This window comes from Sulfurimonas sp. NW9 (assembly GCF_051132275.1).
Lineage (GTDB): Bacteria > Campylobacterota > Campylobacteria > Campylobacterales > Sulfurimonadaceae > Sulfurimonas > Sulfurimonas hydrogeniphila.
Genome location: NZ_CP093236.1, coordinates 856,431 through 880,518, shown reverse-complemented (window position 1 = coordinate 880,518; position 24,088 = coordinate 856,431). Strand labels below are relative to the sequence as shown.

General features: G+C 37.0%; 22 protein-coding genes. 11 read left to right on the top strand and 11 right to left on the bottom strand.

Going from position 1 to position 24,088, the window contains the following annotated elements:
* Positions 1-25: 25 nt before the first annotated feature.
* Genes MLC44_RS05050 through MLC44_RS05025 form a run of 6 tightly spaced genes read right to left on the bottom strand, consistent with a single transcriptional unit; the run spans position 26 to position 6,077 of the window.
* Entirely contained in the window at positions 26-331 is a 306-nt protein-coding gene (locus MLC44_RS05050; RefSeq protein ID WP_434658702.1) for a TRAP transporter small permease subunit, read from the bottom strand.
* Between the two features lie 9 nt (positions 332-340).
* The gene (locus MLC44_RS05045) at positions 341-1,786 is read right to left on the bottom strand and encodes a Mur ligase family protein (protein WP_434658700.1); all 1,446 of its coding nucleotides are present in this window, start codon (positions 1,784-1,786) and stop codon (positions 341-343) included.
* 13 nt (positions 1,787-1,799) lie between these two features.
* Positions 1,800-2,534: an alpha/beta fold hydrolase gene (locus MLC44_RS05040; RefSeq protein ID WP_434658699.1), complete on the bottom strand. Its 735-nt coding sequence runs from the start codon at positions 2,532-2,534 to the stop codon at positions 1,800-1,802.
* Entirely contained in the window at positions 2,535-3,572 is a 1,038-nt protein-coding gene (locus MLC44_RS05035; protein ID WP_418641249.1) for a D-alanine--D-alanine ligase, read from the bottom strand.
* Positions 3,573-3,585: 13 nt separating this feature from the next.
* Positions 3,586-4,155 (bottom strand): Holliday junction branch migration protein RuvA, encoded by a 570-nt coding sequence (gene ruvA, locus MLC44_RS05030; protein ID WP_151900647.1) that lies wholly within the window; start codon positions 4,153-4,155, stop codon positions 3,586-3,588.
* Between the two features lie 2 nt (positions 4,156-4,157).
* On the bottom strand, positions 4,158-6,077 hold the full coding sequence (locus MLC44_RS05025) for a flagellar assembly protein A (RefSeq protein WP_434658697.1): 1,920 nt from the start codon (positions 6,075-6,077) through the stop codon (positions 4,158-4,160).
* 100 nt (positions 6,078-6,177) lie between these two features.
* Here MLC44_RS05025 and murJ point away from each other — a divergent pair, with 100 nt between their 5' ends.
* The 8 genes from murJ (at position 6,178) to MLC44_RS04985 (ending at position 15,271) form a co-directional block, all read left to right on the top strand.
* Complete coding sequence (gene murJ, locus MLC44_RS05020; RefSeq protein ID WP_434658696.1) at positions 6,178-7,584, top strand: murein biosynthesis integral membrane protein MurJ; 1,407 nt, start codon at positions 6,178-6,180, stop codon at positions 7,582-7,584.
* Positions 7,571-8,971: a cysteine--tRNA ligase gene (gene cysS, locus MLC44_RS05015; RefSeq protein WP_434658694.1), complete on the top strand. Its 1,401-nt coding sequence runs from the start codon at positions 7,571-7,573 to the stop codon at positions 8,969-8,971. Before murJ ends, cysS begins: the two co-directional genes overlap by 14 nt.
* Positions 8,972-9,886 (top strand): class I SAM-dependent methyltransferase, encoded by a 915-nt coding sequence (locus MLC44_RS05010; protein ID WP_346388582.1) that lies wholly within the window; start codon positions 8,972-8,974, stop codon positions 9,884-9,886.
* 6 nt (positions 9,887-9,892) lie between these two features.
* Positions 9,893-12,142: an EAL domain-containing protein gene (locus MLC44_RS05005; RefSeq protein WP_434658693.1), complete on the top strand. Its 2,250-nt coding sequence runs from the start codon at positions 9,893-9,895 to the stop codon at positions 12,140-12,142.
* Positions 12,143-12,223: 81 nt separating this feature from the next.
* Positions 12,224-12,451: a DUF4492 domain-containing protein gene (locus tag MLC44_RS05000; protein WP_346388580.1), complete on the top strand. Its 228-nt coding sequence runs from the start codon at positions 12,224-12,226 to the stop codon at positions 12,449-12,451.
* Position 12,452: 1 nt separating this feature from the next.
* Positions 12,453-13,982 carry a cytochrome ubiquinol oxidase subunit I gene (locus tag MLC44_RS04995; RefSeq protein ID WP_434658691.1) on the top strand — a complete coding sequence of 510 codons (1,530 nt, stop codon included), beginning with the start codon at positions 12,453-12,455 and terminating at the stop codon, positions 13,980-13,982.
* A complete protein-coding gene (cydB, locus tag MLC44_RS04990) occupies positions 13,983-15,104 on the top strand; it encodes a cytochrome d ubiquinol oxidase subunit II (RefSeq protein ID WP_434638029.1) in 1,122 nt (373 codons plus the stop codon).
* Positions 15,105-15,112: 8 nt separating this feature from the next.
* Positions 15,113-15,271, top strand: coding sequence for a hypothetical protein (locus MLC44_RS04985; protein ID WP_188109963.1), 159 nt, complete (start codon positions 15,113-15,115; stop codon positions 15,269-15,271).
* Positions 15,272-15,274: 3 nt separating this feature from the next.
* Here MLC44_RS04985 and MLC44_RS04980 read toward each other — a convergent pair whose 3' ends face one another.
* From MLC44_RS04980 to MLC44_RS04960, 5 genes are all read right to left on the bottom strand, one after another.
* Positions 15,275-16,399, bottom strand: coding sequence for an HD-GYP domain-containing protein (locus MLC44_RS04980; protein ID WP_151900656.1), 1,125 nt, complete (start codon positions 16,397-16,399; stop codon positions 15,275-15,277).
* A gap of 23 nt (positions 16,400-16,422) precedes the next feature.
* The gene (locus tag MLC44_RS04975) at positions 16,423-16,929 is read right to left on the bottom strand and encodes a Rab family GTPase (RefSeq protein WP_434658690.1); all 507 of its coding nucleotides are present in this window, start codon (positions 16,927-16,929) and stop codon (positions 16,423-16,425) included.
* On the bottom strand, positions 16,919-18,718 hold the full coding sequence (locus tag MLC44_RS04970; RefSeq protein WP_434658688.1) for an OmpA family protein: 1,800 nt from the start codon (positions 18,716-18,718) through the stop codon (positions 16,919-16,921). The genes MLC44_RS04975 and MLC44_RS04970 overlap by 11 nt, the downstream gene beginning before the upstream one ends.
* A 4-nt stretch (positions 18,719-18,722) precedes the next feature.
* A complete protein-coding gene (locus MLC44_RS04965; protein WP_434658686.1) occupies positions 18,723-19,313 on the bottom strand; it encodes a hypothetical protein in 591 nt (196 codons plus the stop codon).
* A 111-nt stretch (positions 19,314-19,424) separates the two neighbouring features.
* Complete coding sequence (locus MLC44_RS04960) at positions 19,425-19,985, bottom strand: DJ-1 family glyoxalase III (protein WP_151900660.1); 561 nt, start codon at positions 19,983-19,985, stop codon at positions 19,425-19,427.
* A gap of 90 nt (positions 19,986-20,075) precedes the next feature.
* On the opposite strand from MLC44_RS04960, the gene MLC44_RS04955 reads away from it, so the two are divergent.
* Genes MLC44_RS04955 through MLC44_RS04945 form a run of 3 tightly spaced genes read left to right on the top strand, consistent with a single transcriptional unit; the run spans position 20,076 to position 24,074 of the window.
* On the top strand, positions 20,076-20,996 hold the full coding sequence (locus MLC44_RS04955; protein ID WP_434658685.1) for an ABC transporter substrate-binding protein: 921 nt from the start codon (positions 20,076-20,078) through the stop codon (positions 20,994-20,996).
* A complete protein-coding gene (locus MLC44_RS04950; RefSeq protein WP_434658683.1) occupies positions 20,918-22,984 on the top strand; it encodes an EAL domain-containing protein in 2,067 nt (688 codons plus the stop codon). Before MLC44_RS04955 ends, MLC44_RS04950 begins: the two co-directional genes overlap by 79 nt.
* A 28-nt stretch (positions 22,985-23,012) precedes the next feature.
* Positions 23,013-24,074 (top strand): quinone-dependent dihydroorotate dehydrogenase, encoded by a 1,062-nt coding sequence (locus MLC44_RS04945; protein WP_434658681.1) that lies wholly within the window; start codon positions 23,013-23,015, stop codon positions 24,072-24,074.
* Positions 24,075-24,088: the final 14 nt, after the last annotated feature.

The following is a 24,088-nucleotide window of genomic DNA, read 5'->3' as shown; positions in this document are numbered from 1 at the left end:
ACAAATCCTATTCCTATATAAATAATCAAAATTGAAAGAGGGAGTACAAAAAAGAGAGCCGAGACAATATTATGAGGGCCTGTGTCTTTGGCGAAAATTTTTCATAAAAAATATCAACACGGACATGGGCATTATGACGCAGAGCAAAGGCAATACTGAGTAAAATAACCACATCAAAAAAATGCCACTCCAACTCCTGCAGTGCCGTAGAACCGTGAGAAAAAAGATAGCGGCTTGTTGCATCAAATACAACCAAAACAACCAGTAATGCCAGAATCACTGCAGTCAAATAAGATATATACTTCATAAATTTATCGACAGCATTTAACATACAAAAATCCTATATAAAATTCGGTGCATCATTGGCAAAGAGTATGATGTCGCCTGATTTTGTCTGACTGGCCAAAATGTCAACCATTGATGCTTTGTCTTTGAGTATTATTTTGTTCTTTACATGTAAATGCCTGTCAAAAAGATCTGCATTTAAGGAGCCGGTAACAATCACTATGTCAAAGACTTTGTTGATTGCTTCAATCAGCTGCAGATTCAATTCATCCGTACTTTCAACAAGTCCCGGTGTAACGATGACTTTTCTGCCCTCATGCAGTGAACACAAACGTATACCCTCAAGCATACCGTCAATATTTCCGTTATATCCGTCATCAAGAATGATTTTTCCACCGGCTTTTATGAGTTGGAGTCTATGCTCAACCGGTTCGAGGTTTTTGACAGCCTCAACTATCTCTTCATCACTCATTCCAAAACTTTTTGCTATTCTTACCGCTACGGCAATATTCATCGTCTGAAAAGCACCCAGAATATCTGTATGCAGTTGTAAAGTTCTCCCATCTGATTCAAGTTCAAAATCAGTACCTTCGAGCGTTGCCTGTACGTTTTTTATCTCATCACCGAAAAAAGTCACCTTTTCATGCGGTTCATCTGTCACAGAGGTATGAATAAATGCCTGTTCCAACCTTGGTGATTTAATAATTTCGAGTTTTGTAGCGATAATATTTTTCAAAGATTTAAAATACTCTATATGTGCCTCACCCACACGCCCGACCACAACTCTCTGCGGTTCCAGAAAAGTTGTAATTTCATAAATGTCTCCGCGCTCTCTTGCGCCTGCTTCACATACATATATCTGTGTATCTTCAGAAAGATTATTGTTTATATCCGCAACAATTCCGCCTAAAGTGTTTACACTTCTTGGTGTTGCATAGACATTAAATTTATACGAGAGAATCTTGGCTGTAAAGTTTTTGATACTTGTTTTGCCGTAACTACCGGTAATGCAGACAATCTCTAAATCCTTCATAGATTGCAACTTTTTCTTCGCCTCTTTCATATAGACTTTGAAAAGAAACTTCTCTATTATATAACTGCCGATATAGGCAAGTGCCAAAGGCATAAAAACACCGTATGTTGCACAGCCCTCTTTAAGCGTACACAGTACATCCTGAAAGAGTGTCAGAGAAACCAAAAGAATCAAAAATCTTTTGACACGCCATGTCAGAACCAGCTTTTTATCAAGCTTTTTATACCAGATAATAATACTCGGGACAAAAGCAAATATAAAAAATATAATAAAGAACTTCCCTGTTGTGTAATAGGCGATAAAAGGAATAATAAAATACAAAATATGCCAATGCGGTTTGTGATGTCTGAAAATCACTCTCTCAATTTTATAATCATACCACTGCAGGTTTGTAATAAGGTACCAGCCTAAAAGTGTGACAAAAAGAACATTGGTTACAAAGGCCAGCAGTGTTTCATACTCTTGCATTGCATACTCCCTTTTAGTGTTGCATTGTTTCTAAAAACGCAGTTTGAATTTTTAAAGAAATATCCTCTGCATTTTTCATAAAAAAATAATGATCGCCATTATATACTTCCAAAGCAGAATCATTGATAAGCTCTTGGATTTTTCTTCCCGAATCAAGTGGTGTGGCACTGTCCTCTTTACCCCAAAAAAGCAATGCTTTTTCTTCAAATCTTGAAAATTCATCACTAAAATCTTCATTGACCACATTTTTAAAAGTCTGATACATGTATTCGCTGAGTTGCTTGGCATCATCTGCCACAAAGAGCGAACGGAATTTAGACAAACCAAGAACTTTCAATGTCTTAAAAAGTGCTATTTTTGCCTGTACTTTAAAAGGCTTTGGTATATAAATACCGGCACTTGCAACCAAAACAAGCAGTTTCGGCTCCAGCAACAAAGCAACTTTTCCGCCAAAAGAGTGCCCCATTACAATATCTTTTGAAGCATTCATATAAATCATCAGCAATTCTACAATTCTTGCTACATCAGCAGTTGTTAAAGCATCATTACATGTAGAATTACCAAAACCCGGCAAATCTATATAGATGTGGCGAAAAGTGTCCATATAGGGAGAAAATGTCTGTTTCATCAGATTTTTATTGCTTCCCCAGCCATGTAAGACTATCAGGTCTATCTTGGCATGAGGATTCACTATTTCATAACTAATGTCAAAAGTATGCTGATTATACTGTATTGACTTTACCGCCATCTATTTGCCTTTGGCCTGAGAAATAGAGTGAATATAATCATAAGTCACTTTTGGACGTTTTGAATGAGGCAAAGAGGAGGCAAGTTCTTCAAGAGAGGCTGCAAAATCTTCAAAAAGATAATTTGCCATAGAACCCGGAATAGGGTTGATTTCATTGAGCAATACTTCATCATTGAAAACAAAAAAGTCACATCGTATCAAAGCACCTTCAAACAAACCACGATAGACTTTTTCAAAATTTGTTTTCAGACGCAGTGCCAACTCTTCACTGACATCCGCCTGAAGCACCTGTTCACTTCTTGAAAAATCCATATACTTTTTCTCAAAGTCTAAAAATTCTTCTTTTTTCGGTTCTTCGACAATGGAGTAATGCATCATACCGTTTGCGTAATATCCTGCCAGATTATACTCTTTGACACCCTCTAAAAACGGCTCTGCAATGAGTGTGTCATCAAATTCAAAAGCAACATCGAGTGCATAATCAAGTTCACTTTCATCTTTGACTACACTTACCCCGATTGAGCTGCCAAGAGAAGCAGGTTTGACTATAAAAGGATACGGTATCGTTATATTGCAATGTTCATTTTTATGAATAACTTCATATTTGACATATTTGACACCTGTGGCTTCACACAAATATTTTGTATAACGCTTGTCATAAGAGAATGTACAGGCATCCACACGCGGACCGATGTATTTTACAGAGTAAAAATCAAACAGTGCGGCTATTGTCCCGTCTTCTCCATCCGCCCCGTGAATTAAATTTAACACGATACTGTTGTATTGACTCTTTGAAAACATGCTTTTTTGTACAAAAGAGCCCTGTGCGAGTGTAAGGAGAGGCATCTTTTTATATGCACCTTTTGAAAAAGTGACTGCTTTCATTTTTGCAGGTTCTATGAGATAAAAAGTATGATCACTGTCACAAAATACAAATGTCAAATCAAAACCTGCTAATTTCTCTTTTAATGTTATGGCACTGACAATGCTTATTTCATGCTCGAAACTTGCACCGCCAAATAAAATTGTTAATTTCAATAGATATTTCCTTTTAAATTGTTTGGAGTTGTTTAAGGGCACCTTTTACAAGTGAAGCGGTATCGTCTCCCTCACATGCGCTCAATGCCTTTGCTATTTTATCTTTTTTAAAGCCTAAAGCTTCCAGTGCTTCACTGGCTTCGTTAAATGCCTGTGAGGCCTGCGGTGTTGCATTGTCACCGAGTATTTCAGCATCAAAACCGTTAAGTTCCACTAAAATTCGCCCGGCACTTTTAGGTCCTATTCCGGGTACCTTTTTGACACCGTTCACATCTTTGTTATTTATAATCGCAGCAAACTGCGAAGGTGTATAGGTAGAACAGATTGCCATAGCAACCTTGGGACCGACGCCGTTGATTTTGATCAAACGGGAAAACATTTTTTTCTCTGCCATATCCATAAAACCAAAAAGCAGCTGTGCATCTTCGCGAATGATGTGTGTTGCAAACAAAGAAACATTTTCTTTTGGCAAAGCAGAAAATGTGTGTAAAGAGATAAAAACCTCATATACAATTCCCTGTACGTTTACATGTACATATTTTGGTTCTTTATATTCAATTTTTCCGTGTAAGCCTACTATCATATTTATTTCATTTCCTCTTCATTTATAGGACGTATGGCATATTCGCCTTCGTCCAGTTCAACGAGTCCAAAAACCTGTTCACGGGAACCTTCCATAGGTTTATAAACCAGTTCCACAGGAGGGTCAACCAGTTTAAATCTAATTTCGTTGTACCCTATCCACCTGTCTCTGTTTATAATCCTTGCATCAAAAATATTTTCTTGAAAAGAAGAAGTTTTTGTTGTTAAAAGGTTTAACGCATCCTGTGTCACTGAAACTTCGGTCTTTAAATTCTTTACATTTTCCTGCATGACCTGAAACTGTTTGTATTTTTTTACAAAAGAAGCAGGCATTTTCACTCCGTTTTTTTTGTAATGCAAAAGTCTTTTTTTAATTTCTATAAAAGCCGGTGTTGCTTCTTTGAGCAAATGCATCTGTTTTTTTAATTCTTCTCGTAATTCTTTGAGCTGCAGCTCCAGTTTTTCTATTTTTTGCTGATTCTCGTCCAGGCTTTCTTTGGCTTCTTTTTGCAACAAAGGATCAATCGTAAAAATGTTTTCACTGCCCTGAAGTTTTTGAATTTCAATGCGTTTTGTTGCAATTGCTTTGACATGAGAAGTACAAATTTCTATATCTATTTCCCGGCCTCGAATTATACCACCTAAAGCTTGTGCAACCTTTACCTGCTCACCGTCAATTTCACCATGTTCGAGTCTCGTAACCCGGATATTTTTCCCATAGGCTTTCCCCTTATGGACATTTATTTCCAAGTTGTCTGCTTTGATAACAGCAGTTTTATGCGTTTGTCCGTTTACAGTAGCCTCTTTTGCTATAACTTTTGCATTGGAGCCGACATTTCCTTCAATTTTTATTTTACTTACCTCAACAGTCATACCTGTTCCAACAGCATCTTTGACGGCATCTGTCTCTTTTACAGACATCTCCACATCAGAGTCCACACCGCTTTTGATAGATCCTGTCGTTTTGAAACTGACTTCTCTTACATCAACGTCATTTTTTATCACATAAGTATCGTTTTCAAAAGCAATATAGCCATTTTCATTGGCAATATATTTTATTGATTTTTCATCTTCAACGACTCGTATCGTACTGTCAACTTTAAAAGTCGGTTCATGTTTGACGACAGGCTCGGCAGGTTTTATATATTCGCCACGACAGTTACGCCCGGGTTTTCCGGGTTTTGGTTTGATATACTCTATAAGCACTTCATCTTTTTTGACACTTTGTATAAACCCTCTTAACGCATAATCAATTCTCTCATTTTCATCAAGCTCTTTATTTTTTTCAAAATAGAGTATCAAAGCATCATTTGTTGTAGGTGTCGGCTCAATCCCTTCTGCTATCAAATGTGTTTCATTTTGCAAAAATTCAAGGTGCTGCGCCACTCTGACTCGTGCAGAGATTTTTGAGACCACATCAGGAAGCATCTCATCAAAAATATGCACAAGAATTCCTGCCCGTATTTTTTTCTTATTTATAAGATCCAAAAAACTGTCTTCGAATCTCGGAGAATACTCAACACTTGATCCCGCTGCAATACTCAGATACACTTTACACTTTGTAGCATTGGCCCCAACTGCTGTTTTAAAATTTTTACAGAGTTCATCTTCATCCAGCCTTTTGGAAAAAATTTCCACCTCATATGTCTGTTTAATCTGAAAGTCAGGGTTTAAAAAGCTCTCTTCATTGTTGAGTTCACGCAGGGCTTCGGGTGTGACTTCTTCCCATTCACTCTCTTCTTTGTCTTTTTTTATTCTCGTATAAGTCTGAATATCAAGTATGTTAAAATCCAGCAATTCCGGCTTTATATCGTATGATTTTGCAATGTTAAAAATCTCTTTTGCAACATTTTGCGTTCGTACGACAGTCGGACGAACTTTTCTCACTGTTTTAGTCTTTTTATCAGAACCAAATAATGCCATAATGAAATTACCATACTTTTTTTAATTTTTTTTATGAAAGATTTTAACCAAAGATTTGTTAAAATTATGTAAAACTTATATTATATCGACAAAGAAGCCTATGTTTAAAGCAATTTTCACCAACAGTTTTGGAATTCTCATCTCCCGTGTATTGGGATTTTTCAGAGACCTTTTAACCGCATCCGCACTTGGTGCAAACATATACAGCGATATATTTTTCATCGCCTTTAAACTCCCCAATCTTTTTCGCAGAATTTTTGCAGAAGGTGCTTTCAGTCAGGTTTTTATACCTGCGTTTACACGAAGCAGACACAAGGCGCTCTTTAGCATCAATATACTCCTTGTTTTCACTTCTGTCATACTTATACTCACCCTTCTTGTCAATCTCATACCGCAGCTTTTTACAAAAGCAATCGCCACAGGTTTTGATGCGGACACCATTGCCCTCGCCGCTCCCTATGTTGCCATCAATTTTTGGTACCTTCCGCTTATATTTTTTGTCACATTTTTGAGTGCTATGCTGCAGTACAAACACCATTTTGCAACCTCGGCATTTGCAACCGCCCTGCTCAATCTTTCACTCATTGCTGCTTTGTACCTCTCTCATGACAAAAGCCAAAGTGAAATTGTTTACTATTTAAGTTACGGGGTCATTATTGGCGGAGTGTTGCAACTCGGCGTCCATCTGCTGGCCATATACAAACTCGGACTGGCAAAACTGCTTCTTGGCGGCGTGAAGTATTTTGGAGTCAAATCTAAAAATATAAAAGAGGATACCAAAAAATTTCGCACAAATTTCTTTCCGGCGGTCTGGGGAAACTCTACCGCACAGGTTTCTGCTTTTTTGGACACTTTTTTAGCCTCGTTTTTAGTCACCGGTTCTATCTCCTATCTTTACTATGCCAACCGCATTTTTCAACTGCCTTTGGCACTTTTTGCCATTGCCGTATCTGTTGCGCTGTTTCCAAGAATCGCACGCTATTTAAAAAACAATGATGAAGCAAAAGCGCTTGCAAATCTGCAAAAGGCTTTCTGGTTTTTGGCATTTCTGCTTACATGCAGTACTCTTGGAGGCATCATCCTTTCTCATGAAATCATCTGGCTTTTGTTTCAAAGAGGTGCCTTTGACGCCCAGGATACCCAAAACACAAGTGCCGTACTGCAAATGTATATGCTCGGACTTTTACCTTTTGGCATACAAAAACTTTTTGTTCTCTGGCTCTATGCAAAAGAGATGCAGGCAAAAGCCGCAAAAATAGCGACTGTTTCTCTTGTCGCCTACATTACTTTTGCCTTGGCTTTTATTGGCCCTTTTGGCGTGGCAGGTTTGGCACTGGCAAGTACCATCGGCGGCTATGTGAGTCTCTTTTTTACCCTCAAAGTTTTTGGGATAAAAAACTTTTTTGCTATACTTCGTTCAAAAAATCTCATCTATCTGGCTGTAAGTTCTGTTGTACTTATCGCATTACTACTCTATTTAAAGGAAATTCTCCGTGCATATATTTGATTCTGTACAAAAAACAAAACGAAAATTCATTCCGCTCAAAGAAGGAAAAGTCACACTCTATGTCTGTGGTCCTACCGTTTATGATGATGCCCACCTCGGACATGCAAAATCAGCGCTTGTGTTTGACTTGCTTACGCGTGTTTTGGAGGCAAACGGATATGAAGTCATCTATGCACGCAACATTACCGACATAGATGACAAAATCATCAAAAAAGCGATAGAGCAGAAAAAAGAGATACAGGAGATTACAGACTTTTATACAGAGGCATACCACAAAGAGATGGAAGCTATCGGTGTAAAAAAACCGACACTGGAGCCAAAAGCAACACAAAACCTTGAAGCGATGGTTGATTTGATACAAAAGCTCATAGACAAAGGACATGCCTACACAACACCTGATGGCGATGTCTATTTTGATACGGCAAGCGACAGTGAGTATCTGACGCTTTCACACCGCAGCCAAAACGAAGAAGACAAGCAGGAGCGGGTCGCGAGTTCTAGCTACAAAAAAAATCATGCCGATTTTGCCCTGTGGAAAAGTGTCAAGGACAACAGTGTTACCTTTTCTTCTCCTTTTGGTGCAGGTCGTCCGGGCTGGCATCTGGAGTGTTCTGCCATGATAGAAAAGCATTTGGCCTACAAAGATACGCCTTTTGCCATAGACATCCACGGAGGCGGAGCTGACCTGCTTTTTCCCCACCATGAAAATGAAGCGGCACAGACACGGTGTGCCACAAAACATGAACTTGCCAACTACTGGATGCATAACGGATTTGTCAATATTGAAGGCGAAAAGATGAGCAAATCACTGGGCAACAGCTTTTTTCTCAAAGATGCCCTCAAAGAGTATGACGGCGAAGTATTGCGGTTTTACCTCTTAAGTACACATTACCGCAGTAATTTTAATTTTAACACGCAGGATCTGGAAGCTTCCAAAAAGCGTCTTGACAAACTCTACAGACTGAAAAAACGTCTTTTTGGTTTGTCTGCGTGTAATGATGAAACACCCTTTAAAAAAGAGCTTTTAAAATCTCTTAATGATGATATGAATGTCTCAACGGCTCTGGCCCTTATTGATGAGATGATAAGTAAAGCCAACGAAACACTCGACACTGCAGGAAAACACAAACTGCTCAAGCGTGAGACTCTGGCAAATTTGGCATACATAGAAGAAATTTTGGGCTTTGGTGTACAAAATCCTTTTGAGTATTTTCAGTTTGGCATAGATGACAATACAAAAGAGAAAATAAATACCCTCATAGAACAAAGAGACAGCGCAAAAAAAGAGAAAGATTTCGCGCTCTCGGACAAGATTCGAGATAAAATTCTTAGCCTTGGTGTTCATCTAATGGATACCCCGCAGGGAACTTTTTGGGAAAAAGTATAAATGACACTCAAAGAACTCCAACAGCATCTTGAGAAAAACGCCCTTACATGTAATGAAGAGTTTAAACGCCTGTTTCATGGTCGTGGCGGACTTTACGAGGAGTGGAAGCATCTTACAGTAGACTCCATTGACACTATTTTAAGTATTGCTTTGTATTTTGAAAAAAAGAATGAGACAGAACTTTTAGAGATGCTCAAAGCCTTTACATGTAACACGCGATATACAACACTTGTAATACAAAGACGATATCTTAAAGATGCACCGAGTGAAGTGATTACAGGAGAAATTCCGCAGGATTTACATGTAACAGAAAACGGCATGCAACTCAAAATCAACCTTCTCTCCAACAAAAACAGCGGTTATTTTCCCGATATGAAGAACGGGCGTGCCTTTGTACGCGAAAATGCCAAAGGCAAACACATTTTAAATCTCTTTTCCTATACCTGTGCATTTAGTGTTGCGGCAAAGCTCGGAGGTGCAAAGAGTGTTGTCAATGTCGATATGAGCAAAGGTGCCCTAAAAACAGGAATGGCAAACCATGCTTTAAACAATCTCGACCCAAAAGGTGTGAGCTTTCTCTCATACAACATACTCAAATCATTCTCTTCACTCAAAAGAAAAGGTCCTTACGATATGATTATCATCGATCCGCCGAGCTTTCAAAGAGGCAGTTTTGAAGCGACAAAAGATTATGAAAAACTCATAAAAAAACTGCCGCAGCTTGCAAGCCAGAACTGCATACTTTTGGCATGTCTGAATTCTCCTGAGTTGGAAAGTAACTTCATTATAGAGATGATAGAAAAATTCGCACCGAGTTTTACATTTGAAAAACGACTGGAAAACCTGCCCGAATTTGCAAGTAATGACGAAGAAAAAAGTTTGAAAAATCTTGTTTTTACAAGAGTTGCTGTATAATCAGTTATGAAAAAAGAGAACCAAATCAAATATGAACTGATGCGACTGATGGCATTGGATTCTTATGCCTCTTCTGTTTCATTGCTTTTTATAGTTACCGTAGTTGCCGCTCTTTTTTGGCAAGAGACAGCACTGAGGGTTCCGCTTGCTGTTTGGTTGCTCTCTCTTTATACTGTTCTTATAATCAGAAGCTACTATGTAAGACAGTTTTTACATAATAAAACAAACCTTCAAAAAGCACAAACAATTTTTAATTTTTCCACCATTTTTTCAGCTCTGCTCACCAGTGCAGGTTTTTTGTTTTTATTTACAGTTGCTGATCATGTGCATCAGACATTTATTATAATTATTATTTCCGGAACTTCAGCCGGTGCTGTCATTACACTCTCTTATTTCAAAAAACTGAGTATCAGTTATTTGTTTGTCCTGCTGCTTCCGCTTGTTTACACTCTTTTGACACATAAATCGAATGCTTTTAATGCACTAAGCTATCTTATCATTTTGTTTTTGGTTATGCTCTCCATTTTTTCGGCAAAATACAATAAAAATATTGTAACAACATTAATAAGCAAATATAAAATTTTAGCAACAAAAAAAGCACTCGAAGTTTCAAAAAACAATTTTGAATCAATTTTCAAAGAACTTCCTATCGGTGTTTTCACCTACAGCAAAGATCTTGTGCTGACCCAGGTGAACAAAGCATTTGCAAAAATTATACAGGTTCCTCAGGAAAAACTTTTCAACCTTGACATGAAAACACTCAAAGACAAATCTATACTAGAACCCCTGCAAAAAGTTTTCAAAAATGAAAAGGCAGCTTATGAAGGCACTTACCATACAACACTCACAGATTTGGATTTGTGGATACGCCTCCATGCAATTCCCATGTACGATACCCAAGGCAATATCATTTCCGGACTGGGTATGCTCGAAGACATTACAACAGAGGTACAGAATCAAAAAAAACTGGAGTACCAGGCTTTTTATGATTCTCTGACCGGTTTAACCAACAGAGCCTCTTTTCGCAACTATTTAGAGCAGTTTATGAAAAAAATTCACCGCTCAAAAGAGTATGGTGCCCTGCTGTTCATTGATCTGGATGACTTTAAGAATATTAATGATTCTATCGGACATGATGTCGGTGATTATGTATTGCAGATATTTGCACAAAGAATCAGAAAAGTTCTCAGAGCAGAAGATATTTTTGCCAGACTCGGAGGGGATGAGTTTGTCATTCTCCTTTCGCAAACTGATGCAAATCTTGCAAAGATGCATGAAACAGCTCTGTACTTATCGGAAAAAATTCATACAACCCTCAAAGAACCGATACACAAAGAAAATGAAACACTCTATATATCACTCAGTATAGGCATAAAAATACTCACACCCGAAGAGCTTGATACTACCACTATACTCAAACATGCAGATATAGCCATGTATGAATCAAAAAAAGGAGGAAAAAACAAAACCTCTTTTTATGACAGTGCAATGAGCAGACAGATACAGGAGCAACTGCTTTTACACAATGAACTCAAAATTGCCATACAGGAAAAACAGTTTGAACTCTACCTGCAGCCTATTGTAGAGACAAAGACAGGTAAAATTGTTTCTGCCGAAGCATTGATACGATGGAATCACCCGACAAAAGGGCTTCTGTTTCCAGATGCTTTTATAGAGTATGCAGAACAGTCCAGCCTTATCATCAACATAGGCAGTTGGGTGATAGAGAACGCTTTTGCAATGTATAAAGAACTCGAAGATACGCTTGAAAATATTGCTGTAAATATCAGCTTGAAACAGTTTTCCCAGGATAATTTTGAAGAACTTTTGCTTGCGAGTGCAAAAAAACACAATGTACATCCTCGCTGTATCAAACTTGAACTTACAGAATCTGTGATGCTAAACAATCTGGAAAAGACCATTGACAAAATGCTCCATATCAAAGCGCACGGATTTGCATTTTCCATGGATGATTTTGGCACAGGCTACTCTTCACTCTCCTATCTGAAAAATCTGCCGTTTGACTATCTCAAAATCGATCAAAGTTTTGTACGGGATATGCTTGAGAATGAAAATGACAAAAAGCTTGTCAAAATTATTATTGATGTGGCAAAACAGTTTGATTTTTCAGTAATAGCCGAAGGGGTAGAAACAGTCGAGCATGCTCACTTTATAGAGGAAAACGGATGTGACTACTATCAAGGCTATTTGATATCCAAACCTGTTCCTTTGGCAGAATTTAAAAAACTCCTCTAAAAGACTTATTATTATGTAAGTTAATAAAATTAATAACTTACATTTATTAATTGTTAATGCTGATTGGAATAATATTCCGCCATGAAAACACATATCACAAACTTTTTTCGATCCGTTTTCTATCTGTACTATGATGGTTTTGTAAATATGAGAACAGGCAAAACCCTTTGGATTCTCATAGCTGTAAAACTATTTGTTATGTTTGCCGTTATAAAATGGCTGTTCTTCCCAAATATATTGCAGGAAAACTTCAAAACTGATACACAAAGAAGTCAATATATTTTGCAACAACTCACAAAGGAAAAATAATATGGAACACACTGACGTGCTTGTTGACTGGTCACGGGCGCAATTTGCTCTTACAGCACTCTATCACTGGCTTTTCGTACCGCTTACACTTGGTCTGACATTTATCGTTGCCATTATGGAAACTCTTTATGTCAAAACCGGCGATGAAAAATGGAAACAGACAACAAAATACTGGATGGGACTTTTAGCCATTAACTTTGCCATAGGGCTGGCTACCGGTATTATTATGGAGTTTGAGTTTGGTACCAACTGGTCGAACTACTCCTGGATTGTCGGCGATATTTTCGGTGCACCGCTTGCTATTGAAGGGCTTATGGCATTTTTCATGGAATCGACATTCTTTGCCGTTATGTTTTTCGGCTGGGACAAAGTCAGCAAAAAAATGCACCTGACCTCCACATGGCTTGTTGCGATCGGTTCAAACCTCTCTGCACTGTGGATTTTGGTAGCAAACGGCTGGATGCAGCACCCTGTTGGTATGAAATTCAATCCCGATACGGCAAGAAACGAAATGTTGAATTTTTGGGAAGTATTTTTCAACCCGAATGCAGTCAGCAAGTTTTTGCATACAATAAGCAGCGGTTATGTACTTGCTTCACTTTTTGTTATAGGAATCAGTGCCTGGTATCTGCTTAAAAAACGCGATACACAGTTTGCACGACGCAGCATTATTGTAGCCTCAAGCTTCGGGCTTATTACCTCACTTTTTTTGTTAACCACAGGTGATGAATCAGCCCACCAGGTAGCCCTCAACCAGCCCATGAAACTTGCCGCTATGGAAGGTTTGTATGATGGAGAAAAACGCGCCGGAATTGTTGCCTTTGGTGTACTTGATACCGCAAAAGAGATAGGTGACGACTTAAATCCCTTTCTTTTCAGTTTTGAAATCCCGGGTGCGCTTTCTTTCCTTGGCTACCATGATTTGAATGCTTTTGTACCGGGTATAGACAACCTGATGCAGGGAAGCGAGAAATACGGCATTATGTCCATACCGCAAAAAATGCAAAAAGGAAAAACTGCCGTGGCCGCTTTAGGCGCCTATAAAAAGTTCAAAAAAGAAGGCAATCTCGTTGAGGCTGAAAAAGCACTCAAAACTTTTGAAGCAAATCAGGCTTATATGGGCTACGGTTATTTGAAAAAACCGCAGGATGCTGTCCCCGATGTTGCACTGAGCTTTTACAGTTTTCACACAATGGTAGGGCTTGGCACATGGTTTTTGGTTCTTTTTATGGTGACCCTTTATTATGCCATGACCAACGAAATGCACAACAAAAAGTGGCTGCTCTACCTCGCATTGGCAACCATTCCGCTTGGATATATCGCACAGGAAGCCGGATGGATAGTAGCAGAAGCAGGACGTCAGCCCTGGGCTATTCAGGATCTGCTTCCGGTAGGCATGGCAGCTTCCAACATTGCCTCAACAAGCGTTATGATTACTTTTTGGCTCTTTGCAGTGCTTTTTACAGCACTCTTAATAGCCGAAGTAAAAATCATGTTAAAACAGATAAAAATCGGGCCGGAGGGACATTAAATGTTTGACTTACTCACTTTACAACAATACTGGTGGTTCTTAATCAGTCTTTTAGGAGCACTCTTTGTCTTTATGACCTTTGTACAGGGCGGACAGACACTGCTGTATACTCTGGCAAAAACAGAAGATGAAAGAGATGTTTTAGTCAACTCTTTAGGGAGAAAATGGGAACTTACTTTTACAATGCTTGTCATGTTCGGCGGTGCGCTTTTTGCCGCAATGCCGCTTTTTTATGCAGTAAGTTTCGGCGGTGCCTATTATGTCTGGATGGGCATCCTTTTTTGTTTTATTATTCAGGCTGTCGCGTATGAATACAGAAAAAAACCGGACAATTTTTACGGGGAACGTTTTTATGAGACCCTGCTCTACATCAACGGCTCCCTCGGGATATTTTTAATCGGTGTGGCAGTGGCGACACTCTTTAGCGGCGGTAATTTCATTGTCAATGAAAACAACCTCTCACACTGGACGATGCAGAGCTACGGGCTTGAAGCACTTTTAAACCCTTTTAATGTTGCCTTTGGATTGATGCTTGTTTTTCTTTCACGATTTCAGGGTGCTTTGTATTTTTTAAATAATGTCGATGTGCCGACTGTTACGGCAAGAGTCAAAAAGGTTGTTATTGTAAACTTTGGAATGTTTCTGATTCTTTTTCTTTATGTTTTGGCAACAATATTGTTTATGGACGGTTTGCGTTATGATCCTGATACCCTTGTTGTCAGTGTTGAAAGTATGAAGTTTTTACACAGCTTTATGGATATGCCGGCTTTAGCAGGTTTACTGCTTGTCGGTGTTCTCACATTGTTATACGGAGTAGTTATCGCAGTAACGAAAAAAGCACAAAAAGCCATCTGGTTTAGCGGATTGGGCGTTATACTTACAGTGCTTGTATTGTTTTTGATTTTGGGACTGGACGCTTCGGTTTTTTACCCGTCACTTGCAGATATACAAAGTTCACTCACCATACAAAACAGTTCAGGAAGTCACTACACACTTGAAGTGATGAGTATTGTCTCTGTCCTTGTTCCGGTTGTCCTGCTTTATATTATATTTGTATGGCGTTCAATGGACAAATCACAAATCACAATAGATGAAGTCAAATCTGACCCGCATCATTACTAGGAGAAATTATGGAATATTTAGCAGAATCAATTTGGTATTTAAGCTGGCCGGTCATTATTTATCTCTCATATAAATTTGTCAGTCTCAACCTGCATCACTACAAAAAGATGGAAAGACTCGAAGAACTTGAAGAAATACATACTGAGAACTCACTAAAAATCTCTTGATTTTTAGGAGTGTTCCAGCATACCTTTTTCTTTGTTTTTGTAACGCTCTTGAATATCTGTAAAAACTTGTATATTTTTTAAAAAATTTTCCACTAAAAATGGATCAAATTGTTTTGCTTTACCAGATTCAATATAATTCAAAATTTTATCAAGTGGCCATGCTTTTTTATACACTCTGTCATGTCCCAATGCATCAAAAACATCTACTATTGCTATAATACGCCCATAAATATGAATGTTTTCGCCTTTTAGACCTCTTGGATATCCGCTTCCATCCCATTTTTCATGATGTTCATATGCAACAATTGCTGCAGTTTGTAAGAGTTTTTGTTGAGAACCGCTTAACATTTCATAACCCAGTAAAGAGTGTTGTTTCATAATTTCAAACTCTTCTTCTGTAAGTTTTCCCGGTTTGTTTAAAATAGCATCTTCAATCCCTACTTTTCCAATATCATGCATTGGTGCTGCCATTCTTAGTTCTTCTGCTTCTTCAGAAGAGAGTCCAATTATTAATGCCAATGCTTTTGCATATTCACCGACTCGTAAAACATGATCACCCGTCTCCTTTGATCGTGTCTCACCAATTGCTCCCATCGTTGCAATAACCTCACGTTGTGTTACAATAATATCATTTGTGAGACGCACATTTTTTTCAACCTCTTTTTCAACCAGTTCTGTTATATGTTTATTGTATTTTGCAAGCATTCTATTCGCTTTATCAAGTTCCAAAACAAGCAACTCTTTATCGTTTCTGTCTTGAATAGATTTCTGTTGCATCTTCACAAAGTCAGTCACATCTTCAAATAAAATAATAATTGTTTCGATTGCTTCAAATTTGTTTTTTCTTCCTGCTTGAACACTAATGGTAACATAATCACCATTCTTGTAAATCAATGGTAGTTCTAAATTTGCTCTTTCTCCTTTTCCTATTTGCATCAGTTCTTTCTCTAAACCAATCAATTCAGGAATAAGTTTCATAATACTGACATACATTTGTGAAGCTTCTTCTATATCAATATATTTTATAACTTTGTCAGAGAATTCAATACATTGCATATTCATATCTGCCACTATATATTCATACTGATGCCGTTCATAAATAGCATTAAAGACCTCTTGTATATGCATTTGAACCTCCTTTTTCAACTCTATTATTTTAGTATAGCTTTACTCAGTGAGAGAAAAAGTTCTTCCACATTCCTGCCATCTTTTGCAGAAGTTTCAAAAATTTCTTCTACTTTTTCAAGAGAGTCGCGAAGTTGTGAAACTGTACTTTTTATTTGAGTATTTTCTATAAGCAAATCAGCCTTATTCAAGGCTACAACAGCAGGAACATTTTTCAGTAAATTTTGTGCTAACTTTAGATGCAAAGATATGTTGTCTATACTTGATTGGCGTGTAATATCTCCCACAACAATCACACCATGTGCTCCTAAGACATAGGCAGGATTTGTATCTTTTACATCTGTCCGCCCTTCAATATCCCAGATCATAAGCTGTAACTCTAATTCTTCTGAAACTTGTACATATTTTTTAGATATTTTAACACCTATAGTTGTAAGGTAATCATCACTGAACTGGTTATCAACATAACGACGTATTAAACTTGTTTTTCCAGTTGCAAAATCGCCGATTAAGACTACTTTTTTAGTTATCATTTTTTATCCATTTAATCTGCACTAAGCGTCCTTCATGATTTTTTTTATTCTCCATCTCTGCTAAAGGAACAGGCGAAGCAATAAAACTTATCCTACTAGACGGTATCCCTTTTTCTATAAGATAATTATACACATTTTTTGCTCTTTCTTGCGCATAATATATATTTTTTGAAGAAACACCTCTTCCATCTGAGAAGCCCATTACCAAGAGATTTAAATCATTATAAAGTTCTAAAGTTTTCTTCATTTTTGAAGACTTCATCCATAAATCAATAAGCTTCATCTTTTCCTGAGTCAACTTGGATTGAGAAACCCCATAATAAATTTTCAGTTCATCTTGGGAAAAACTATACTCAATATCTGAAATAATTTGCCTAATACCTTTTATAGAACTTACTTCTTTTAATAAATCATTATAGCTTTTTTTATTTTTTATTATACCACGTATCATAAGTATACCATTATGGAATTTATATCTCAATCTGTTTCCACTGTCCAAATTAAGCATTGCAAATGCAATCGACAACTCTTTATTTATTTCTTCTTCGCTTAAAGGTGCATGCGCTAAAACAATTTTATCTTCCAATACTCTTCTTGTCAGAAGTGGTTTGATTGTCTGTAAAATATTTGTATGAAGACTTTCATAAGGAATCTTACCTTGAACTAAGACGTTTTTGTAGTTGACATCCACGTTGATATTATAAAGATTAAGATAAGGATTTTTTTGCAAATTTTGTTCAATTTTCTCTTGTAATACTTGATTACTGTAATTTATGTAAGAATATAGAGATAATCCGGCTAATGCTGATATTCCTACTATCCAAAGAAAAGTATAACTTTGTTTTTTTTCTTCTTCTTCCAATATTTCGCTTTCATTTTCAAGCAAGGTATCAAGCTGTTCATTAATCTCATCAAGATTGAGTTTATCCATATCTCCTTCAAAATGCATAATTGCATCAGAATGTTTTTTGACTAAGAATTCCAAAACAGATGTAATTTTGTCTTGTAACTTACGATTACTTGTACCGCTTAAAACAACAGCCAGATAACAACAACCTGCCACCTCTAAATAAATAGTATAATTTCCAAACTCTATTTCATTTAACTCTAAACTATCACTGTTCTTAGAAATCCAATCATTCACAAAACTTCGAATCGCACTCAACATTGAAGCGACCATCTCAGGTTCTATAGATTCATGATTTTTAATGCTTCGTTCACTAACTAAAAGTCCACTCTCCTTATGAATTAAAAAAACACTCTCTACTTTATTTAATTTTGTAGAACTTTGCAGAAGCAATTCTGTCTCTGATATACCTTTAATTTTAGCAACGATTTTTCTTTTGAGTGTTTCATATGAGAATGTTGTTTGTACTTTTGTATTTATCTCATCAATCATATCTTTAAAAGATTGTGAAACAAACTTACTAATCATATTACCAATAACAGGATAAAGTGCATCTACTATCTCATCTTTTTCATTTTTAACTTGATCTTTAATTGCCAGGGAAATTATAGGAGACATTACTTTTGCTATTTTATCACTCGAGTCTTGAATGGTGCTCTGTAACATATCACCAATAAGTGGAGCAAAAATAGCAATAAATTCAGCTTTATTTTTTTCAATGGTTTTTGAAAATATATCACTTAAAAGTGGTGAAATTTTTTCAACAATAACAGTAGCATCACCACTTTCTTTGATAGCCTTCTGAAGAAGCAGTTCAAGTTCATCTATTTTATGGCGTTCTTCTTCAAACAGCAGCTGTTTTAGTTTTTCGTAATCATTCATCTAATTACTTACTTTTTTCTTCCTCTTTAGGTATGCTCTCTTCTATCATCATGTCAAAATTCTCTGCTATGGTTGTATCTTTTACCTTCATGGCTAAATCAAAAAACATACTTGAAAGATTATCTTTTGAAACTTTTGCGCCCTCGAGATTTTCAACCTGTTCTTTAAGAAGTTTTATAATAGATGTTTCAATTTCTTTTAGTTCATTATGAAGTTCTTCTTTATTTTGGATATTTTCTCTTTTCATTGCATCAACTTGTGACTCAAATACTTTTTGAACGTCATCAAGCGCATTGTTTGCTTTTCTTTCTTGGCGAACAAGCTGTTCTTTTAATTCAATACTTTCATCCTGCAGTGCGTTTGATACAGTTTTAATCTTTTGTTCCAGAAGTTGCACATTTGAAGCATGTTCAGCAGTCAGTTTTTTCTCTAATAATATTACTTTTTGACTTAACTCTTTAGCAACAACATTCATATTTTCTTGAAGTTTGCTCAATTCTTCTTCAAATTTACGAATTTGCGGACCAAACATAAGCTCTCTTATTTGATCCATATTTCCTAATTGCCCTATTGAATTTTCTATTTTCGTTGCCATTTTCTAAACCTTTCATTTCTTCAGTTGCACCATAATAACATAATACATATAAAAATGTAATATCACTAAATATTTACAATAAAGCTTTTAGATACCGGGCAACTTTAGAGTCTAATTGCAGTAAGTTGCCAAAAGCCCTGCTTTGAGTGCATTGTACGTCTCTTCTCCTTTGAGTTTTTTCACGATTTTCAGACCAAAGCACAACGCCGTACCCGGTCCGCGTGAGGTCATCACATTTTGATCTTCAACGACCATTGCTTTGTCTCCCATATATCCTTCTTGGCGTATCTGTTCTTCTACAGACGGGTAGCAGGTATATTTTTCTTTTAAAACACCCGCTTTGTTCAGGGCAAACGGGGCTGCACAGATAGCTCCGATATTTTTTCCTTTGGCATCCATCTCACGCAAAATTCTCTGTACATTTTCATCATCAGCCAGAGCATAGGTACCGTCCCATCCGCCAGGCAAAACGACCATATCAATCATGTCGGCATTGACATCCTTTACATGTAAGTCCGCTTGAATGACAATATTGTTCGCTCCTTTTACAAGCATCTCATCACTTAAAGATGCAACCAAAACTTCAATCTCTGCACGTCTTAAAACATCTATGATGCTCACCGCTTCTATCTCTTCAAATCCGTTTGCCAACGGGACTAAAACTTTACTCATAAACTACTCCTTTCCCAAGAACTTTTTATTATTCTAACACGACTTCAGTAACAAAAAAATTAAGTACAATCAAAGGTCAAAGAGATTAAAATGTTCACTAATAAAAGTTATAATGTGTTAATATTAAATACTGGAGATATTTTGACAAAATCGCTGCTTATACTGTTACTGCTTCTTTTGAGTGCCTGCTCTTCAAAACCACAAAAGCAGATTGTCATCTCTACAAATCAATGGATAGGCTATGCACCTTTGTTTTATGCCTATGAAACAGGAAAACTTGATTCTTTGAACATAAAAATAGTTACCAGCGTCTCTCTTGCAGAAGCAGCCGATTTGTACAGTATCGGCAAGGCGGATATGGTCACGACTACACAGCATGAATACAATGTTTTAAAACAAACCACCCATGATATCAAAGCGGTTATTTTGATAGACCGCTCAAACGGCGGCGATATGATTTTGTCAAACAGAACACTTGAGGCACTCAAAAAAAGTACAAAAATAGATGCCTATCTTGAAGTTGATTCCATCAATCAGGAAATTTTACTTGATTTTCTCAAAAAAAATGCCATCAGTAAAGAGAAGATAAACTTTATAAACAAAGATCAGCGGCAAATCCAGGATGTGGAAAATGACCCCCAAAAAGCCATACTCATTGCCACCTACACGCCTTATGAGATTGCTTTGAAAAAAAAGAATTTCAAAGAGGTTGCCTCAACAAAAGATATTAACAGTATTATTGTCATAGATGCACTGTGTGCAAGAGATACTCTTGTAAAAAATGACAAGCAGAGGCTTATACAACTCAAAAAAGTGATAGACAAAGCTATAACAACCATAGAAACAAATCCAAAAGCATCCTATAAAGTTATTTCCAAATACTTTTCACATGTAAGCTATAAAGAGTATCGTCACTCCCTGAGTCTTATCAAATGGATAAACAAGCCCTCACAGGAGCTTTTGGAATATATACAACAGTATGGATACAAAAAGGACGATATCATTTTATGAACTCCATTTCCATAAAGAGTTTTATTCTTTCGATTATATTTGTTGCGTTTGCACTCGAAGGGTATATTTTTTATAATTTTTTTGAAAATTCAAAAGAGACGATAAGCAAACTGCTTCAGACAAGCATACAGACCGATGTTTTAAATCTCAAGCACTTTATGGAAAAAAATTTAAAACAAAAAGACATCAACTTTATTGCCTCTCATATTGACAATATTATTATCATTAATCCCACTGTCAAAGATATACATATTCTTGACAGCAACAAAAATATTATTTACCATGCAAATATCAGATATGAAGATTACAATCACTCAACACAAAAGTGTCTCCCGATTTCCAAAATTACAAATACGAATATTTTCACACAACAGTGTTACTCTTTTTCCATTAAAACTTTTCATGGACTCCAGGCAAAATATTATTATGCAAATGTATATATTGATGAAGCCTATACGCATGGACTCATTGCACAACAGATAAGAAAAATTCTTGTCGCCTTTCTTGTAAGCGCTTTTGTCTTTATACTGTTTTTATGGGTATTGTCAAAAATCTACATCATCACACCTCTTGAGAAACTGCGCCAGTATGCCTACTACAGTCGAAATCCTCCAAAAAACTTTTTTGTCAAAGAGATAGAAAGTATCCGCTACTCCCTCAATATGACATTCAAAAGGCTGCAGCAGGAACAGGAAGAACTCTATAATTTGTCGACAAAAGACCCTTTAAGCGGTCTGTATAACAGGCTGAGTCTTATAGAAAAAATCAATTGGCTGATTGCAAAAAGCAAAAGAGACAAAAAAGAGTTTGCCATTATATTTTTGGATCTGGATAATTTTAAAAATATAAATGATTCAAAAGGACATGCCTTTGGTGATAAAATTCTTTTGCACATTGCTCAGGTTCTTTTAAAAACAACCCGGGAAAATGACATTGTCGCACGTCTGGGAGGCGATGAGTTTGTAGTAATTCTGCCTGATTTTTCAAATGAAAATACAATTATAGAGATTGCCCAAAGACTCAAAGAAAAACTCTCATTGCCTTTTAGGATTGAGGATGAGGAGTACCAGATCACTGCCAGCATGGGGATTGCCATCTATCCCAAAGACGGCAGGGATGTTCAGACACTGCTAAAAAATGCAGATATTGCAATGTACAAATCAAAAGAGCTCGGAAAAAACAATTTCCAGTTTTTTACAAATGCCATCAACAAGGCGGTTCAGGAAAAAATACATATGCAGCAAATCATAAAAGATGCTTTGCAACACAATCATTTCAAACTCTATTATCAGCCAAAAGTAGATATAAAAACCAAAAAAATAGTCGGATGCGAAGCACTTATCAGACTTATAGACCCTGTAGAGGGAATCATTCCTCCTTACAGGTTCATCGGTATTGCTGAAGAAAACAGAACGATTATTCCTCTTGGAGAATGGATTATTCAAGAAGCTGTTGCTCAAATAAAAAAATGGGAGCAGACTCCTTTAAAAAATATAAAAATCTCTGTCAATCTGTCTGCTGTGCAATTCCAAGACCCAAAACTCTTGCAAAAGATACAAAAATATACACAGGACATAGACAGAAGCAAATTTGACATAGAATTGACAGAATCTGTCCTTATACAACATTTCAAAGAACGGTTAAATATTATCAAAAATATTAAAAAACTGGGAATCACTCTCTCTTTGGATGATTTTGGCACCGGCTATTCTTCTTTGTCTTATCTCAAAGATATTCCTTTTGACACCCTTAAAATAGACAAAGCATTTATAGACAATATCTACACAAAAGATGATTTGACTTTTATCAATATGATAGTGGGTATTGCCGATGACCTGCATCTCAATGTCGTCGCCGAGGGTGTCGAGACAAAAGAACAGCTCAAACTTTTAGAAGAAATCAGCTGTAAAGAGTACCAGGGATATTTGTGTTCCAAACCGGTACCGCCAAAAGAGTTTGAGAAGTTATTTAGCTTAGATTGTGTATAATAATCCAATTTTATACAAGTGGACAGTTATGTTAAGTTATGAATCTATAAAACCTTATCTTTTTAAATTCCAGCCGGAAACTGCACATCATATTGCCGAATGCGTTTTACGCCTGCCAAATATTTGTCAGATTCCCTTTAACTTCTTTTTGGAATCTCATTTCATCAATGATGCAAGTCTGAAGCAGGAAATTTTCGGACGTACCTTTTACAACCCGGTAGGACTTGGCGCCGGCTTTGACAAAAATGCAACAATGATACGCGGTATGCAGATTTTGGGATTTGGTTTTACCGAGATCGGTACAGTCACCCCAAAACCCCAGGCCGGCAATCCGAAGCCAAGAATGTTCCGCCATGTGGAGGAACAAAGCATTCAAAATGCCATGGGTTTTAACAATGACGGCGCCTATAAAGTCATAAAACGCCTCAAACAACGCACTCCGTTTACTACACCCATTGGTATCAATATCGGAAAAAACAAAACAACACCTGAAAAAGAGGCTCTTAATGACTATACGCATCTTATCAAAGCTTTTGACGGGTTGGGCGACTATTTTGTAATTAATATTTCCTCACCAAATACACCCGGATTACGGGATTTGCAAAATGAAGCGTTTATTACAAACCTTTTTACACAGGCAAAAAAACTCACACAAATGCCGATCCTGCTAAAAATTGCACCGGACATGGAAATACAAGACGCCGTAAATTTAACAAAAATGGCAGTTCAAGCCGGAGCTGACGGTATCATAGCGACCAATACAACTATAGACTACTCACTTGTCAAACATCCAAAAAATATAGGCGGGCTCAGCGGTGCCGTCCTTAAAGAAAAAAGCTTTAAAATCTTTGACGCTATTGCAAACGAACTCTATGGAAAGACAGTACTTATTTCCGTCGGCGGTATTGATTCTGCGGAAGAAGCATACAAACGCATACGGGCAGGCGCATCACTGGTACAGATTTTAAGCGGATTGATTTTTCACGGTCCCGATATGATTATGAATATAAACAAAGAACTCATACAACTGCTCAAAGCAGACGGTTTTGACAATATTGCACAGGCCGTCGGAGCTGACAGAAAACAATGAAAACATTACTTACA